Origin of the sequence: Ochrobactrum sp. S1502_03 (assembly GCF_044435015.1) — a bacterium.
Classification (GTDB): domain Bacteria; phylum Pseudomonadota; class Alphaproteobacteria; order Rhizobiales; family Rhizobiaceae; genus Brucella; species Brucella chromiisoli.
Window position 1 is genome coordinate 16,704 of sequence record NZ_JAYEXN010000023.1, and the last position, 15,382, is coordinate 32,085.

A 15,382-nucleotide genomic window follows, 5' to 3' on the forward strand; every position below is an offset into this window, starting at 1 on the left:
TCCACATGACCTATCAAAGCCCAATCTCGCCCGGCTTTTCATGGTACGAAGCGAGCGCTCCAGAGCGACCGCAATACGAAGAACTTGATGGTGCCCGTCAGGCAGATGTCGTTGTTATTGGTGGTGGTTATACGGGACTTTCGGCAGCCTATCATCTGGCCACACAGGGAGCCGACGTTGTGCTGATCGAAGCGGCACGCTTTGGCGATGGCGCATCGGGACGCAATGGTGGTCAGTTCGGCACCGGTCAGCGCACATGGCCGGAAGACCTCGAAAAGCAATATGGCTTTGAACGGGCGAAGGCTCTGTTCGATGTTGCGGAAGAAGCCAAGGCTTACCTTCTTGGCTTTGCGCGCGAACACTCTATCGATATGGAATATATGCCCGGCCAGATTTCAGCCGCGCACAAGCCGCGTTATCTGAAGCACTATCAGGCCCATGCGGAACTGATGGCCACGCGCTTCAATTACCCTCATATTCGTTTTGTTGAACGCGACGAAATGGCCACACTTCTCGGCTCTAACCGCTATCATGGCGGGATTTATGATGCGGGCACCGGTCATATCCATCCGTTGAAATTGCTGATTGGGCTGGCAAAAGCGGCACAGTCCACCGGTGCGCATCTCTTTGAAAACACCAAAGCCACAAAGATAACCACAGCAAGCGGTCGCGTTGAAGTTGAAACGCCACGCGGCACGATTTCAGCAAAGAGAGCGTTTCTCGCAGTCAATGCGCACGGCGGTGATTTGGAGCCGACAAGTGCAACTCACGTGATGCCAATCCGTTCTTTTATTGGCGCAACTGCCCCTCTGGGCGACAACAGCCCGGTCATTCCCGGTGGTGAGTCGGTTGATGACTCGCGCTTCGTCGTTCGTTATTTCCGTAAATCAAAGGATGGCCGTCTTCTGTTCGGAGGCCGTGAAGCCTATACCGCCGACAATCCGCGTGACATCAGCGAACATATCCGCCGCCAGATTGCTGAAATCTATCCCGCACTCGACAAGGTCGACATTACACACGCATGGGGCGGATCCGTTGGTATAACCATGCCGCGCCAGCCATTTGTGCGTGAAGTGATGCCTGGCGTTATTTCAGCAGGTGGTTACTCCGGCCATGGAGTCATGCTCGCCAATTACATGGGCAGACTTTATGCGGACGCGATCAGCGGTAAGCGCGAGAAGCTCAAACTCTTTGAAGAATTGCGCATTCCCGCCTTCCCCGGCGGCCGCACGTTGCGTGCCCCACTGCTATTTGTTGCCTTGTCATGGTATGCGCTGATGGATCGGATTTAAACCACACCCTCCCCGGCTTTTGCTGCAAGGCGTTGATATGTCTCTTCCACCACATCACACATCGGCAGAATTCCGCTCAAACATAGCAATGCCTTTATGTTTTCACGCACACCTTCATAGCCAATGATCGGCACAAAAGACTGCATAACGATACGTGCTTCGCCTCTGTAAAGAGCCTCATACTCCGCAAAATTTGTAAAGCTTTTGTAGCTTTCGCCGCGCATCAAATAGGTTTCGACCGCGGCGCCTTCGGCCAGCACAACCGCATGGCTATCGAGCACAATATTATAATAGTCGATGGTATTTTGTGCTAAAGCGCGCGTGATAGACTGGCCATTGACGAGATCTTTCGCTCTGATCAAAACGCCATCAATAAAAAGAGCATGGTTTGGAGACAAACAGAGATCACGGCGAGGCGCTTTGCCGTCAATCGCATGACGTGCAATACGGATCGGCATGATGTTCTCGTTCCAACCCGCTCCGCCTTTGCGGTGGCTTTGCCAGCCGACCCACTTAACGGGCATAAAAGAACCATCAACTGTCCTGACGAAATCTCCGATCACGAGATTTTCTACCGCAACCGGCCCCTTCGCGGTCTCTATGAGTGTACCTTTCAAAAGACAGTTAGAACCTGAACCGCCGCCGTGCTCCCACCATTTCGTACCAAGAGCTCGAGCTGGAAAAGACGATACAGTCGCCACCAGTGCGCCCAGGGCGGACCCCTTTGCAATCATGCCCGCCGCAGCACCCAGAAAATGGCGTCGCGCGCGACTGCTCGGTGAATGCCGGTCTTTATCTGCTGACATAAGTCCCTCCGCTCTAAGAGTTATGGCATCGGGCCAAAAACAGCATGTTTTTGCAAAGCACGATGCGTCTGTTCAAGAACATGAAGCATCATTCCGTGTTGCACGGAGGTAGAATGCCTCGATTACTTCACCCCAATTACCGCTCTGATATTACTCCACCATGCCATTGAAAATGTTACAGCAATCCGATCTACCACGTCCGCAATTAGAGGTAGAGCATAGGGCAAAGGGCGTAGATTTTATGAGATTGTGGGTGCTCTCAAGGGCGCGCAGCGCTAACCGAGATTAAGTAAAACACAATAGAAACGCGCAATTGCTCTGAGAATCATCCTATCATTTCACGAACAAAGCAGCGCAGGAGTTTCCATTGAGCAAAGACACGCTTTTTCTTCTAATGCCCGGTTTTGAAGATCCGGCCTATCCGGGCCAGACTTTTTACTGCGAACATTGTGCGCTGATGGAAGGCGTGCTCGCATCATTTCCCGCATTGGGAGAGAAAATCGAGATCATGCGCATCGCCTGGCCGCGTCCGAGACCAGATGTAATCGCACTTGTGGGTGAGGAAAACCAGTGTTTACCACTGCTGATATTGGCGCAAGGTGACAGCTCAATCCATCAAACAGGCGAATATGAAGGACGCGCCTTCATCTCCGACAAGGATGCAATCCTCAAGGCCCTTTCCGAACGCCATGGCTTTGCACAACCACATCCCTAAAGCACGTCAAACCAGATTGGCGCTTTAAGCTGAGCAACACGGCGCACGCATTCGTGATGGCCAATTCGGCATATTGCTCTTCCTTTTTCGCTTCTTCACCCCATCTTAAAATGCCTGCCAAGTCAGCCGATTGTCATAAACCTGTGTTCAGGTTTGTGGATATGCTGGCATCGAAAGAACGAACGGCAACAGAACAGATTTCCGACTGGCCTCATGTGTGAGCATGCGTCCGGTCTCAACCACAACAAGGAGCAACCACATGGTCGTAAAAGCCTATGGTGCTTATGCCGGTGACAAGCCACTTGAACCGATCGACATCACACGCCGCGCGCCGGGTGCAGACGATGTGCAGATCGCAATCGCTTATTGCGGTGTCTGCCATTCCGATCTGCATCAGGTTCGTTCGGAATGGGCCGGAACGGTCTATCCTTGCGTTCCCGGCCACGAAATTGTCGGCCACGTTACCGCTGTCGGCGCAAATGTCAGCAAATTCAAGGTCGGCGATACGGTCGGCGTTGGCTGCATGGTCGATAGTTGCCAGCATTGCTATGCCTGCGATGACGGGCTGGAACAATATTGCGAACACGGCTTCACGGGCACCTATAATTCGCCTACGCCTGACGCGCCGGGCCACACACTTGGCGGCTACTCGCAGCAGATCGTTGTTAAAGACAAGTTCGTTCTCAAGATCAACCATCCTAAGGAACAGCTTGCTGCCGTTGCACCACTGCTTTGCGCAGGCATCACCACATGGTCGCCGCTGCGTCACTGGCGCGTTGGTCCCGGCATGAAAGTCGGCATTGTCGGCATTGGTGGCCTTGGACATATGGGCATCAAACTTGCTCATGCGCTTGGCGCTCATACAGTCGCGTTCACCACATCCGAAAGCAAGCGCGCAGACGCCAAGGCGCTCGGTGCAGATGAAGTAATTGTCTCGCGCAACGAAGAAGAGATGAAGGCACACGCCAACAGCTTTGACTTTATCCTCAACACCGTTGCAGCCAGCCACAATCTCGATGCCTTCACCCAGCTCTTAAAGCGTGATGGCACCCTGACACTGGTTGGCGTGCCTGAACATGCGCATCCATCGCCAAATGTCGCTACGCTGATCTTCAAACGTCGCTCGATTGCCGGTTCGCTGATCGGAGGCATTGCTGAAACGCAGGAAATGCTCGACTTCTGCGCTGAAAAAGGCATTGTTGCCGATATTGAAATGATTGCAATCCAGAACATCGAAGATGCATATGAACGCATGCTGAAAAGTGATGTGAAATACCGCTTTGTCATCGACAGCGCGACCCTCGCAGCATAACGAAATGAAAAACGGCCCGGTCATTCCGGGCCTTTTTCTTGATTTAAACCGGGATTTCGGAAACCTGCTTAACCGTCTGGCTCGGAACGTCTGTCTTGAGGCTTTGCACGCCTTTGATGCGGCTCAAATGCTCCGACTGAAAACGGCGATAGTCTTCAATGTCAGCCGCTACAACGCGGATCATTGCATCAAAATCCCCCAACATGAAATAGCACTCAACCACCTGCGGTAGCTTCAGGATGGCCTTTGCAAAGGTTTGCAGTGTCTCCTCATCTTGTTGATCGAGACGAATGCGCACGAAAAAAGTCAGCCCTTTGCCAATTTTTGCCGGATTAAGCACCGCAACATAGCGATCAATTACGCCCGCATCTTCAAGAAGCCGGACGCGACGCAGACATGGTGACGCCGACAGGCCCACCTCACGCGCCAGATCATTGTTGGCGATACGACCATTGCGCTGAAGTACGCGAAGGATCCGTCTATCGATATCATCCAGCTTCATTGGCTATCAATTCCATTTTTTAAAATATTATTGGCATTTTGTGCCAAACATTGATGCATAAGACCAATCTTTGCAACCAAATTGCGTCAGACATTGGCTACATTATCCAAAATTCAGACAAATCATGCAATGCATAAGGGGCAGCCTGACGGCAGGCCAACGGACGTTTTATGGATATTTCACAGGCCTATGCGCCGCAAAAAAGCAGAACTGCGCGTTATTCGGAATTTCGCCGGGGTGCAGTTGCCGGGTTTCCGGTTCTGCTTGGCATTATTCCCTATGCGGTGGTTCTGGGTGCGCTTGCTGCACAAAAAGGGTTGAGTCTCGTCGAAGTTCCATTGATGACCGGTCTCAACTTTGCTGGGGGATCGGAATTTGCAGCTATTCAGCTGTGGACCTCCCCGCCGCATATTTTGCTGATTGCCGCAATTACTTTTCTCGTTAACAGCCGTCATCTACTGATGGGGGCAGCGCTCGCTCCATTTATCCGTCATCTGCCCAAGCGCAAGGCTTTTGCGACGCTGTTTCTCATGTGCGATGAAAGCTGGGCAATCGGCATTGCCGATGCGAAACGCCGAAAGGCCAAAGGCATCAACCCTGCTCTCAGCCTTAAATTCTATGCCGGTGTTGCGATCCCGTTTTACATTGCATGGGTGTTCTTTACGACCCTTGGCGCAGCTTTCGGCCCGATGATGGGCGATATGCGTCCATATGGCTTTGACATGGCTTTTCCGGCTGTCTTCCTCGTGCTGCTTGCAGGCATGTGGAAAGGCGTTGCCGCCGCCCGTCCATGGCTGGTCAGCCTTGTTGTTGCAGCAACAACCTATCTCACTATCCCCGGTGCGTGGTATGTCGCAGCCGGTGCGATTTCCGGTCTGATTGCTGCTTATGTTCTGGCAGGTAAAGACAATGATTGATCCAATAGCAGTTGTAGCCATCGTTTTAATGGCAAGCGTCACCTATCTCACGCGTATTGGCGGCTATATTCTGTTGCGCAATCGTACGCTCAGCAAGCGCGCCACAGCCGTCATGGAAGCCGCTCCCGGCTGCGTGCTGATTTCCGTTATTGCGCCCGATTTCGTTTCCGACAAACCGGCTGATCTTGCAGCGCTTGCGATCACCATTCTAGCGGCAACACGCTTTTCTATGCTGCCGACCGTCATCATCGGCATCTGCTCGGCTGGTTTTTTCCGCTATCTGATGGGCTAGGGTTACGGCGCAAGCTCGCCCATAATCCATTCGCGAAAAGCACGGATTTTGGGCATGTTCTTGCGTGCTTTGGGATAAACCAGCCAATAGGCCTGTCCGTCATCACAAAGAAGATCAAAGGGCTGGATTAGTTGCCCTGATGCCAGTTCTGCGGCATGAAACGCAGGTGTCAGGATACCAACGCCCTGCCCGGCAGCGGCTGCTCGCCCTTCGAGATGCTGCGCGCCATAACGGCTGAAAGAATTGCCCTTTATGGCCGGATTTTCAATTCCGGCAGCTTTGTACCAGATTTTCCACCATGGATCGGTGGGGTCGACGGCACGAAGGCGCAACAAATCAACAGGATCTTTAATCCCTCCGACCGACTCCATAAGTTTGGGACTGAGCATCGGTGAAAACTGCGCTTTGATCAGTTCGTGGGCAATCATACCGGGCCACTCACCTCGCCCGCTGCGAATGGCCATATCGACATTTGACGTCGAGAAATCGATTATATCGTTCGAGGTATCCAGTCGCACGGCCAGCGCCGGATGTTGCATCTGGAACGACCCCAACCGCTGTACCAGCCAGTTTGATGCGAACGTCACCACAGCGCTGATTGTCAAAACGCCCTGCGTGTCATCCCGTGCCGAAGCAAAGGCCGCCCGCATTGTTTCAAAGGCATCGTTAATCGCAGGAGCCAAGCGCTTGCCCAGTTCGGTCAATTCCACCTGTCGCGGTTTACGCAGAAACAGTGGAGCGCCGACACGCTCTTCCAGCAATTTGATCTGATAGCTGACGGCAGCCTGCGTCATTCCCAACTCTTTCGCCGCACGCGTAAAGCTTGCGTGGCGGGAAGCGGATTCAAAAACACGAATGGCTGAAAGCGGTGGCAGGGGTGACGTCATAATACATAAGTTCTCCTTATGTAGGATAATCGACATTCAATTGGAAAACAAAGCATTTTTCCATCATAACTATAGGCACAATTTAACACATACCCCTAAAAAATGAGACCTACTATGCGTGATGTTGACATCAGCTCATCAACGATTGCCGCTGCTTGCCCTGAAAAAACTACGCCATTGAGCTTGCGCAAGTGGATTGCGCGCTTGTTCAAGCGGAAACGTAAGTATTACCTCATCAACGAACACTCGCCGGAATATTTGCTGCGCGATGTGGGTATCAAAGAGGGCAGACCAACCCATTTTGCCCGTGACGGACATAAGCTGCCTGAATGGTGATATTTTTTTGTTTTAACGCATTATTCCGCGCAAAACCGCTTCGCACTTTTGTTGGAAATGCTTTAGCCACTAACCACTGCAAAGCCACGCGCTTTCAGGCCACGCCGATCTTCGCGCAGATTGTCGATCAGACGCGATCGGCTTCCACCCAAATGCGATGTCATCAGAGTGGTGGCTTGAGACAAGTTTCCTTCTCGCACCGCATCCAGAATGGCATGATGCTGTTGCCAGGCGCGCGCCAGCGCATCCGCATCGCGCACTTCAAGCCAGCGTGCGCGCGAAAGCCGCTGCATGGCATCGCGAACGCCACGGCTGAGAAATTCATTACCCGAAAGTCGGGCAAGCTCGATGTGAAAATCCATCCCCACGCGATGCCACTCTTCACGCGAACGTGTCGCATCACAACTGTTGAGCATTTCAGCAATCGCATCGACCCCACTGCGATCTTCCATCGCGCAAGTGACCTTGAGGGCGGCAATCTCCAGTGCCTCGCGATAGACGCCGATCTGTTCAATCTCGGCGAGATTGATCGGTGAAACAGTCCAGCCGCGCCCTTCCCTTCCGACAAGTCCCTCGGCTTCAAGCCGTAAAAGTGCGGCTCGGATCGGCGTGCGCGAAGCATTGAACTGCGTCTCGATCCAGCGTTCAGTCAGCCGCTCGCCTGGTCCCAGTTCAAGCCCGAGGATCATATCGCGAAGCTGTTCTTCGACGTGCCGCATCTGTGACATCTGCATCCCAATTTTTCCGGTTGCCTGATTGACAACTTATTGTGTCAGGCGCATGTGTGTATTCCAAATTGGTATCCCAAAATGGAATACAAAACAACCGCACATTATTACAACGGAATAAACCATGAATACCCGGCATGCCGAAACAGGCGATAAGGCGGCAATTGGTGATGAAAACCACGAACGCTATTGGAAGCAGAATCTTTTCATCTGCCTCATTGGTTCATTCACCACGCTCATTGCCATGTCGCTGCTTCTGCCGTTCCTCCCGCTTTATGTGGCACAATTGGGCGTGGCCGACGAAGCTGCAATCGTGCAATGGTCGGGCATCGCCTATGGCGCGACCTTTCTCGCAGCCGCTATCGTGGCCCCCTTCTGGGGCAAGCTCGGTGACCTTTATGGCCGCAAACTGATGCTGATCCGCGCAAGCCTTGGCATGGCGATTGCCATGTCGCTGATGGGCATGGTCACAGATATCTGGCAGCTAGTGGCGCTGCGCCTGTTTGTCGGCATTGCAGGCGGCTATTCCTCCGGCTCTATGATTCTCGTCGCAACCCAGACACCAAAGGACAAGACCGGCTGGGCACTGGGTGCACTTTCTGCCGGCATCATGGCTGGCAATCTGGCTGGCCCTTTGCTGGGTGGTGCGCTTCCACCGCTGATCGGTATCCGCGCGACCTTCTGGCTGGCAGGCAGCGTGATCTTCCTGACCTTTCTTGCAACAACATTTCTGATCCGCGAAGATCGCAAACCACCCAAGCGAAACAACGAACAAAAGAAGCAATCGATATGGGCTTTAGTTCCCGACCGCAAACCCGTCATCGCCATGCTTGCGACCGGCATGTTGCTGATGTTTGCCAATATGTCGATTGAGCCGATCATCACCGTCTATGTGATGCAACTGATGGATGATCAGGCGAAGGTCACTCTGATTTCCGGTGTCGTCATGGCTGCGGCAGCGCTCGGCAGCATCCTGTCCGCCTCACGCCTTGGCCGCCTTGCAGATCGCATCGGCCATACTCGCGTCATTACCGGCGCATTGGCCATGGCAGCACTGTTGCTTATTCCCCAAGCCTTTGTGACCGAAGCCTGGCAGCTGATCGGTCTCCGCTTCCTGATGGGGTTGGCTTTGGGCGGCCTTTTACCCTGCATCAGCAGCGTCATCCGGCACAATGTCCCTGACCGCGTAGCAGGCAGCGTGCTTGGACTTTCTGTTTCCGCCCAATATGTCGGGCAGGTGGCGGGTCCAGTGGCCGGTGGCTTTGTCGGCGGACAGTTTAGCATGCCCGCCGTATTTATTGCCACGTCAGTGCTCATGGGCCTCGGTGCGGCTTATAACTGGGGCGCTCTCAGGAACGGCGTTAGATAGAGTAACCACCATCAACGCTAAGCGCTGTTCCTGTCACCATTGATGATGCATCGGAAGCAAGGAACAGCGCAGCCTCGGCCACATCTTCAGGCTTGGAGAAGCGGCCAAGCGGAATGGTTTCTTTCAGATCTTTACGCGCCTGCGGCGTATCTTCCGTGAGAAAAAGCGCCAAAGCTTCGCCGTCGCTTTCAGCGGGGCAGATACAGTTGACGCGAATATTTTTCTCGGCCAGCTCAAGCGCCATCGCCTTGGTTGCGCTCACAACCCAGCCTTTGGACGCCGCAAACCATGTAAGCCCTTTGCGTGGGTGATTGGCCATCGCCGATGCCGTGTTGATAATCGCGCCGCTCCCCTGATGCTCCATGATCGGGGCAACGAGCAGCGTCGAATAATAGATCGCCTTCATATTAACGGCATTGATGAGATCGAAATTATGCTCATCCACATCCGTCAAAGGCATGTTACGGTGGGTGAAACCGGCATTGTTGACCATGATGTCGATACGACCAAACTTGTCGAATGCCGCGCGCGCCAGACGTTCCATATCATCCTTGCGCGAAACATCAGCCTGTACGGATAAAGCATTCTCGCCAATATCGGCTAACTCGTCTTCAAGGCGCTTCACATTCACATCCGCCAGCACGACTTTAGCGCCTTCAGCTGCAAATCGGCGCGCTATCGCAGAACCGAAACCCGATCCCGCACCTGTGATGATCGCAACCTTATCCTGCAGCCTTTTCATGTCATGCTCCTTTCGCGGATATTTATTAGAATCCGCCCGTCAAATCACTTCTATCGCATTATCTTGAACACGCTATATATGCATATGCCGTTAACCAGAGTCATAAGACACCTGTAATTGGCAACATTCGCGAGAATGTTATATTGGACGGTTGAATTTAAATCGATTAGATCGTAGACAAAGGCTGCGCGAAAATCGCAATCTGCTATTAGCGAAGTGATTTGCGTCAGAAGTGGAAGAGAGCAATATATGACCAGCCAGATAATACCGGTAGAGCCCTTCGATTGTATCGTTTTCGGCGGTTCCGGCGATCTTGCCGAACGCAAACTGATTCCTGCTCTGTACCAGCGCCAACGTGCAGGTCAGCTCAGTGAGCCAACACGTATCATCGGTGCATCGCGTAGCGCCATGACCGATGAGGAATATCGCAAATTTGCCCGTGATGCGATCAACGAGCATGTGAAAGATTCCGAAATTGACGCCAAGGAAGTCGAGGCATTTATGGCTCGGCTGACCTATGTCGCAGTCGATGCAAAATCGGAAGATGGCTGGGCTGCTCTGAAAGAGGCTATTGGCAAAAAGCCTGAAAAGATCCGCGCGTTTTATCTCGCAGTCAGCCCAACTTTGTTTGGTGACATCGCCAACCGTCTCAAGTCGCATGGCTTGATCACGCGCGATACGCGCATCATCGTTGAAAAGCCAATTGGCCGCGATCTCGAATCCGCCAATGCGCTTAATGACACCATCGGCAGCGTTTTCCGCGAAGACCAGATTTTCCGTATCGACCATTATCTGGGCAAGGAAACCGTCCAGAACCTGATGGCTCTGCGCTTTGCGAATGCACTTTATGAGCCATTGTGGAATTCTGCGCACGTTGACCACGTTCAGATTACGGTTGCCGAATCTGTCGGCCTTGAAGGTCGCGCGGGCTATTACAACACTGCTGGCGCATTGCGCGATATGGTACAGAACCATATTCTGCAGCTTCTTTGCCTCGTCGCCATGGAGCCACCTTCGTCGCTCGAAGCCGATGCCGTCCATGACGAAAAGGTCAAGGTACTGCGTTCGCTCAAACCAATTACCTCGGCTAATGTCGAAGACGTGACGGTACGCGGCCAGTATCGCGCTGGCGCATCCGCAGGTGGTCCTGTTAAGGGCTACCTCGAAGACCTTGGCAGCGACGACAGCAACACCGAAACTTTTGTGGCGCTGAAGGCCGAAATCAACAACTGGCGTTGGGCTGGCGTTCCGTTTTACATGCGTACAGGCAAACGCCTTGCGTCCCGTGTTTCGGAAATCGTCGTCACCTTTAAGCCGATCCCGTATTCGATCTTCGGAGAACATGCCGGCAAAGTTGTCGCCAACCAGCTCGTTATCCGTTTGCAGCCGGATGAAGGTGTCAAGCAGTGGCTGATGATCAAGGATCCAGGTCCGGGCGGGATGCGCCTTCGCCACGTTCCACTTGATATGAGCTTTGCTGAATCCTTCAATGAACGCAATCCTGATGCCTATGAGCGTCTGATCATGGACGTTGTACGTGGCAACCAGACACTCTTCATGCGCCGCGATGAAGTGGAAGCGGCATGGCGCTGGGTTGATCCGATCCTCAAGGGTTGGGAGGTGAACAACCAACAGGTTCAGGGCTATACGTCAGGCACCTGGGGACCATCGTCTTCGATCGCTCTTATCGAGCGTGATGGTCGGACCTGGCACGAAAGCTGACAAAGCAAAGTCCGGGGACGTTGACAGACATTCCCGGATCAGTCTTTGTGCCACAAAATAAAGAGCGAGCGCGAATATCCGCAGAGATTGCGCTCGTTCCGGACGTTTGGACTTGAAAGGTACGGCATGAGCATCGAACGGCACGATTTTACCAGTGGAACAGAACTTGCGCAGGCGCTTTCTGAAGCAATTGCGAACAAGTTGGCTGCCGCTATTGCTGAGCGGGGGCAAGCGACACTTGCTGTTTCCGGCGGCACAACGCCGCTCAAGCTGTTCGACATCTTGTCCCGCAAAATGATTGACTGGACGCTTGTGACTATTACGCTCGTCGATGAGCGCTTTGTCGCACCAACCAACGAACGTTCCAACGAAAAGCTGGTGCGTGATCATCTGTTGCGTGATCATGCAGGTGTCGCGAAATTTGTCGGCCTTTATAATCCGGCTGCGACCGCAGAAACAGCAGCACTGGCGGCTGCCAGCCGTATTGATGCATTGCGTCGCCCGTTTGACGTCGTCGTGCTTGGCATGGGCAATGATGGGCACACAGCTTCGTTTTTCCCGAATGCCGACCGTCTTGATCAGGCGATTGATCCAAAGACCAAGGCTGTTGTTCTGCCAATTCATGCAGAAGGTGCAGGTGAAAAGCGCCTGACACTGACCTTGCCATTGCTGGTGGAAGCAGACATGCTGGTTCTGCATATTGAGGGTGCTGCGAAGCAGGCAACACTTGAAAAGGCACTTGCCAGCGACGACGAAAATGAAATGCCGGTTCGCGCCGTGTTCCATCACGCCCGCAAGCCGATACAACTTTATTGGACAAGCTAACGGTCTCATTGAACGCAGCAGTTTGCGTTTGGGACTGTGTTATAATCAACCACAGGCAAGCCTGGCATTTTCCAACAGGTGATACCCATGACAACGCAGACTGCGCATACCCGCATCAAGGCCATCACAGAGCGTATCGTTGAGCGCTCAAAGCCCACTCGAGAAGCCTATCTTGGACGTGTTCGTGATGCGGCCTCCCGCAAGCCACATCGCTCGATCCTTGGATGCGCCAATCTCGCCCACGGTTTTGCAGCCTGCGGCCCCAATGACAAGGCGGCCCTGACAGCCGATGTTGTCCCAAATCTCGGCATCATAACCGCTTTTAATGACATGCTCTCAGCGCATCAGCCGTTTGAGACCTATCCCGATCTGATCCGCAAGGCTGCGCGTGACGCAGGTGGCGTGGCGCAGGTTGCAGGCGGCGTGCCTGCCATGTGTGATGGTGTCACGCAGGGTTTTGCGGGCATGGAACTGTCACTGTTTTCGCGCGAAGTCATTGCCATGGCAACGGCTGTCGGCCTCTCACATGACATGTTCGACGCTGCCGTCTATCTGGGTGTCTGCGACAAGATTGTACCGGGGCTAATCGTCGGTGCCCTCACCTTTGGTCATCTGCCAGCGGTCTTCATTCCGGCAGGGCCTATGACAAGCGGTCTGCCGAATGACGAAAAAGCCAAGACCCGCCAGCTTTATGCGGAAGGTAAGGTTGGCCGCGCGGAATTGCTCGAATCTGAATCAAAATCCTATCACGGCCCCGGCACATGTACCTTCTATGGCACCGCCAACTCCAATCAGATGCTGATGGAGATCATGGGGCTGCACCTGCCCGGCTCGTCTTTCATCAATCCTGGCACACCGTTACGCGATGCGCTGACCCGCGAAGCCACCAAGCGCGCCTTGGCGATTACTGCTTGCGGCAATGAATATACGCCCGTTGGCGAGATGCTGGACGAGCGGTCTTTCGTCAATGGTATCATTGGGTTGAACGCGACCGGCGGTTCGACAAACCATACGATCCATCTGATCGCCATGGCTGCGGCCGCAGGCATCAAACTGAAATGGCAGGATATTTCGGAGATTTCTGACGTCGTGCCTTTACTGGCGCGCGTTTATCCGAATGGTCTAGCAGATGTGAACCATTTCCATGCAGCTGGCGGCATGGGCTTTTTGATCCGCGAATTACTCGACGGCGGCATTCTGCATGAAGATGTCCGCACTGTCTGGGGAGAAGGTTTGCGACCTTACGCAATCGAACCAAAACTTGGGCAAAATGGCACGGTTGTTCGCGAACCGGTTCCCGAAAAGAGCGGCGACGACAAGGTTCTGGCCAAGATCGGGGCGCCCTTCCAGCCCTCAGGCGGCATTAAGGTTCTGACCGGCAACATCGGCAATGCGATCATCAAGGTTTCTGCGGTAAAGCCTGAACGCCATGTCATTGAAGCATCGGCAAAAGTCTTCAACGATCAGGCCGAATTGCAAGCCGCATTCAAGGCTGGCGACCTCACCGGAGACTTTATCGCCGTTGTGCGCTATCAAGGACCAAAAGCCAATGGCATGCCTGAGTTGCACAAACTGATGACTGTGCTTGGTATTTTGCAGGATCGCGGACAGCGCGTAGCGCTCGTCACCGATGGCCGTCTTTCCGGCGCATCCGGGAAGGTGCCATCGGCCATCCATGTGACACCGGAAGCACTCGATGGTGGCGCGATCGGAAAAATTTGCAATGGCGATATTGTTCGACTTGATGCCGTGAACGGAACTCTGGACGTGCTGATCAGTGATGCACTTCTTCATGAACGCATCGAACAGCGTCCCGACCTTTCAGCCAATGATCATGGTATGGGCCGTGAACTTTTCCGCGCCTTTCGAAGCATCGCCGGACGCGCCGATGAAGGTGCATCGGTGTTCTGAAAATCGAAAGGCCGCATCATCCATGCGGCCTTTCTTTTATTTTCAGAATACTGGCTTCTCAAATCCAACGCTGCGGCATGCGGCGGTTAAAGTGTTTGCCATCAGCATGGCGATGGTCATCGGACCAACCCCACCCGGAACTGGCGTAATGGCACCTGCCACCTTTTCCGCATCCACAAAATCGACATCGCCAACCAGACGCGTCTTCCCTTCGCCCCTTTCAGGTGCAGGAATGCGATTGATACCCACATCGATCACAGTCGCACCCGGCTTGATCCAGTCGCCCTTGACCATCTGCGGACGACCGACTGCTGCAACCAGAATATCGGCGGTGCGGGCAATCGCTGGCAGGTCTTTGGTACGGCTATGTGCAACCGTTACCGTTGCATTGGCAGCAAGCAGAAGGTTGAACATCGGCTTGCCAACGATATTAGAGCGACCAATAACAACCGCATTGAGGCCCGAAAGATCGCGTCCATGAACGCGCTCAATCATGATCATTGCTCCAGCTGGTGTGCAAGGTACGAAAGCCGTATCGACTTCGCCGGTGCCAAGCTTACCGACATTGATGAAATGGAAGCCGTCGACGTCTTTTTCCGGCGCGATTGTCTGGATCACACGGCCGGAATCAATGTGCTTTGGCAGTGGCAACTGTACCAGAATGCCATGAATGGCAGGATCGTTGTTGAGGCTGTCGATCAGATCCAGAAGCTCCTGCTCAGAAGCGTCTTCCGGGAGATCGTGCTGCACGGAAACAAAGCCGCATTCCTTGGCTTTTTTGCCCTTGGAAGCAACATAGACCTGACTTGCCGGGTCTTCACCGACAATCACCACCGCAATACCGGGAACCACGCCAGTTGCAGCCACGAGTTTTTCGGTCTCACGCTTCACCGTGGACACCACGTCCTCGGCGAGCTTCTTGCCGTCGATCAATTGGGCCATATCAATGCTCCGCTTTAAACAGGCGATGCCTTGGGATACATCGCCTTGATCCTGAAACCATGCCAATAAGCCTCATCGGCCAAG

Annotated in this window: 16 protein-coding genes; 10 read left to right on the top strand and 6 right to left on the bottom strand. The window is 53.6% G+C overall.

The window, feature by feature from the left end; translation table 11 throughout:
- Positions 1-5 precede the first annotated feature (5 nt).
- Entirely contained in the window at positions 6-1,292 is a 1,287-nt protein-coding gene (locus VBH83_RS14110) for an FAD-binding oxidoreductase (protein WP_265984405.1), read from the top strand.
- Here the strand turns inward: VBH83_RS14110 and VBH83_RS14115 are convergent.
- Complete coding sequence (locus VBH83_RS14115) at positions 1,289-2,098, bottom strand: Hint domain-containing protein (protein WP_265984408.1); 810 nt, start codon at positions 2,096-2,098, stop codon at positions 1,289-1,291. The genes VBH83_RS14110 and VBH83_RS14115 overlap by 4 nt on opposite strands.
- Positions 2,099-2,465: 367 nt before the next feature.
- Between VBH83_RS14115 and VBH83_RS14120 the strand changes: the two genes are divergently transcribed.
- Both VBH83_RS14120 and VBH83_RS14125 read left to right on the top strand, forming a co-directional pair.
- Positions 2,466-2,813, top strand: coding sequence for a DUF3088 domain-containing protein (locus tag VBH83_RS14120; protein WP_265984410.1), 348 nt, complete (start codon positions 2,466-2,468; stop codon positions 2,811-2,813).
- Between the two features lie 259 nt (positions 2,814-3,072).
- Positions 3,073-4,125 (top strand): NAD(P)-dependent alcohol dehydrogenase, encoded by a 1,053-nt coding sequence (locus VBH83_RS14125; protein WP_396998301.1) that lies wholly within the window; start codon positions 3,073-3,075, stop codon positions 4,123-4,125.
- 43 nt (positions 4,126-4,168) lie between these two features.
- Here VBH83_RS14125 and VBH83_RS14130 read toward each other — a convergent pair whose 3' ends face one another.
- Positions 4,169-4,627, bottom strand: coding sequence for an Lrp/AsnC family transcriptional regulator (locus VBH83_RS14130; RefSeq protein WP_265984413.1), 459 nt, complete (start codon positions 4,625-4,627; stop codon positions 4,169-4,171).
- Positions 4,628-4,797: 170 nt separating this feature from the next.
- Here VBH83_RS14130 and VBH83_RS14135 point away from each other — a divergent pair, with 170 nt between their 5' ends.
- A complete protein-coding gene (locus tag VBH83_RS14135) occupies positions 4,798-5,544 on the top strand; it encodes an AzlC family ABC transporter permease (RefSeq protein ID WP_396998303.1) in 747 nt (248 codons plus the stop codon).
- On the top strand, positions 5,537-5,836 hold the full coding sequence (locus VBH83_RS14140; protein ID WP_265984416.1) for an AzlD family protein: 300 nt from the start codon (positions 5,537-5,539) through the stop codon (positions 5,834-5,836). Before VBH83_RS14135 ends, VBH83_RS14140 begins: the two co-directional genes overlap by 8 nt.
- A gap of 2 nt (positions 5,837-5,838) precedes the next feature.
- Here VBH83_RS14140 and VBH83_RS14145 read toward each other — a convergent pair whose 3' ends face one another.
- Positions 5,839-6,723 (bottom strand): LysR substrate-binding domain-containing protein, encoded by an 885-nt coding sequence (locus VBH83_RS14145; protein WP_265984417.1) that lies wholly within the window; start codon positions 6,721-6,723, stop codon positions 5,839-5,841.
- Positions 6,724-6,837: 114 nt separating this feature from the next.
- On the opposite strand from VBH83_RS14145, the gene VBH83_RS14150 reads away from it, so the two are divergent.
- A complete protein-coding gene (locus VBH83_RS14150; RefSeq protein WP_265984418.1) occupies positions 6,838-7,059 on the top strand; it encodes a hypothetical protein in 222 nt (73 codons plus the stop codon).
- Positions 7,060-7,121: 62 nt separating this feature from the next.
- On the opposite strand, the gene VBH83_RS14155 is transcribed toward VBH83_RS14150, so the two are convergent.
- On the bottom strand, positions 7,122-7,787 hold the full coding sequence (locus VBH83_RS14155) for a GntR family transcriptional regulator (protein ID WP_265984487.1): 666 nt from the start codon (positions 7,785-7,787) through the stop codon (positions 7,122-7,124).
- 124 nt (positions 7,788-7,911) lie between these two features.
- On the opposite strand from VBH83_RS14155, the gene VBH83_RS14160 reads away from it, so the two are divergent.
- Positions 7,912-9,156 (top strand): multidrug efflux MFS transporter, encoded by a 1,245-nt coding sequence (locus VBH83_RS14160; protein WP_396998306.1) that lies wholly within the window; start codon positions 7,912-7,914, stop codon positions 9,154-9,156.
- Here VBH83_RS14160 and VBH83_RS14165 read toward each other — a convergent pair.
- The gene (locus tag VBH83_RS14165; RefSeq protein WP_265984421.1) at positions 9,149-9,898 is read right to left on the bottom strand and encodes an SDR family oxidoreductase; all 750 of its coding nucleotides are present in this window, start codon (positions 9,896-9,898) and stop codon (positions 9,149-9,151) included. The two genes, VBH83_RS14160 and VBH83_RS14165, sit on opposite strands and share 8 nt — an antisense overlap.
- A 249-nt stretch (positions 9,899-10,147) precedes the next feature.
- Between VBH83_RS14165 and zwf the strand changes: the two genes are divergently transcribed.
- From zwf to edd, 3 genes are all read left to right on the top strand, one after another.
- Complete coding sequence (zwf, locus tag VBH83_RS14170) at positions 10,148-11,620, top strand: glucose-6-phosphate dehydrogenase (RefSeq protein WP_265984422.1); 1,473 nt, start codon at positions 10,148-10,150, stop codon at positions 11,618-11,620.
- A gap of 126 nt (positions 11,621-11,746) precedes the next feature.
- The gene (gene pgl / locus VBH83_RS14175; RefSeq protein ID WP_265984424.1) at positions 11,747-12,445 is read left to right on the top strand and encodes a 6-phosphogluconolactonase; all 699 of its coding nucleotides are present in this window, start codon (positions 11,747-11,749) and stop codon (positions 12,443-12,445) included.
- An 87-nt stretch (positions 12,446-12,532) separates the two neighbouring features.
- Positions 12,533-14,356, top strand: coding sequence for a phosphogluconate dehydratase (gene edd, locus VBH83_RS14180; RefSeq protein WP_265984426.1), 1,824 nt, complete (start codon positions 12,533-12,535; stop codon positions 14,354-14,356).
- A gap of 42 nt (positions 14,357-14,398) precedes the next feature.
- Here the strand turns inward: edd and folD are convergent, their stop codons facing one another.
- Positions 14,399-15,298: a bifunctional methylenetetrahydrofolate dehydrogenase/methenyltetrahydrofolate cyclohydrolase FolD gene (folD, locus tag VBH83_RS14185; protein ID WP_265984427.1), complete on the bottom strand. Its 900-nt coding sequence runs from the start codon at positions 15,296-15,298 to the stop codon at positions 14,399-14,401.
- Between the last annotated feature and the right edge of the window lie 84 nt (positions 15,299-15,382).

Coding starts and splice junctions, on each gene's coding strand:
- VBH83_RS14110 (WP_265984405.1), top strand. CDS start 6: ATGACCTATCAAAGCCCAATCTCGCCCGGCTTTTCATGGTACGAAGCG.
- VBH83_RS14115 (WP_265984408.1), bottom strand. CDS start 2,098: ATGTCAGCAGATAAAGACCGGCATTCACCGAGCAGTCGCGCGCGACGC.
- VBH83_RS14125 (WP_396998301.1), top strand. CDS start 3,073: ATGGTCGTAAAAGCCTATGGTGCTTATGCCGGTGACAAGCCACTTGAA.
- VBH83_RS14130 (WP_265984413.1), bottom strand. CDS start 4,627: ATGAAGCTGGATGATATCGATAGACGGATCCTTCGCGTACTTCAGCGC.
- VBH83_RS14135 (WP_396998303.1), top strand. CDS start 4,798: ATGGATATTTCACAGGCCTATGCGCCGCAAAAAAGCAGAACTGCGCGT.
- VBH83_RS14140 (WP_265984416.1), top strand. CDS start 5,537: ATGATTGATCCAATAGCAGTTGTAGCCATCGTTTTAATGGCAAGCGTC.
- VBH83_RS14145 (WP_265984417.1), bottom strand. CDS start 6,723: ATGACGTCACCCCTGCCACCGCTTTCAGCCATTCGTGTTTTTGAATCC.
- VBH83_RS14150 (WP_265984418.1), top strand. CDS start 6,838: ATGCGTGATGTTGACATCAGCTCATCAACGATTGCCGCTGCTTGCCCT.
- VBH83_RS14155 (WP_265984487.1), bottom strand. CDS start 7,787: ATGTCACAGATGCGGCACGTCGAAGAACAGCTTCGCGATATGATCCTC.
- VBH83_RS14160 (WP_396998306.1), top strand. CDS start 7,912: ATGAATACCCGGCATGCCGAAACAGGCGATAAGGCGGCAATTGGTGAT.
- VBH83_RS14165 (WP_265984421.1), bottom strand. CDS start 9,898: ATGAAAAGGCTGCAGGATAAGGTTGCGATCATCACAGGTGCGGGATCG.
- zwf (WP_265984422.1), top strand. CDS start 10,148: ATGACCAGCCAGATAATACCGGTAGAGCCCTTCGATTGTATCGTTTTC.
- pgl (WP_265984424.1), top strand. CDS start 11,747: ATGAGCATCGAACGGCACGATTTTACCAGTGGAACAGAACTTGCGCAG.
- edd (WP_265984426.1), top strand. CDS start 12,533: ATGACAACGCAGACTGCGCATACCCGCATCAAGGCCATCACAGAGCGT.
- folD (WP_265984427.1), bottom strand. CDS start 15,298: ATGGCCCAATTGATCGACGGCAAGAAGCTCGCCGAGGACGTGGTGTCC.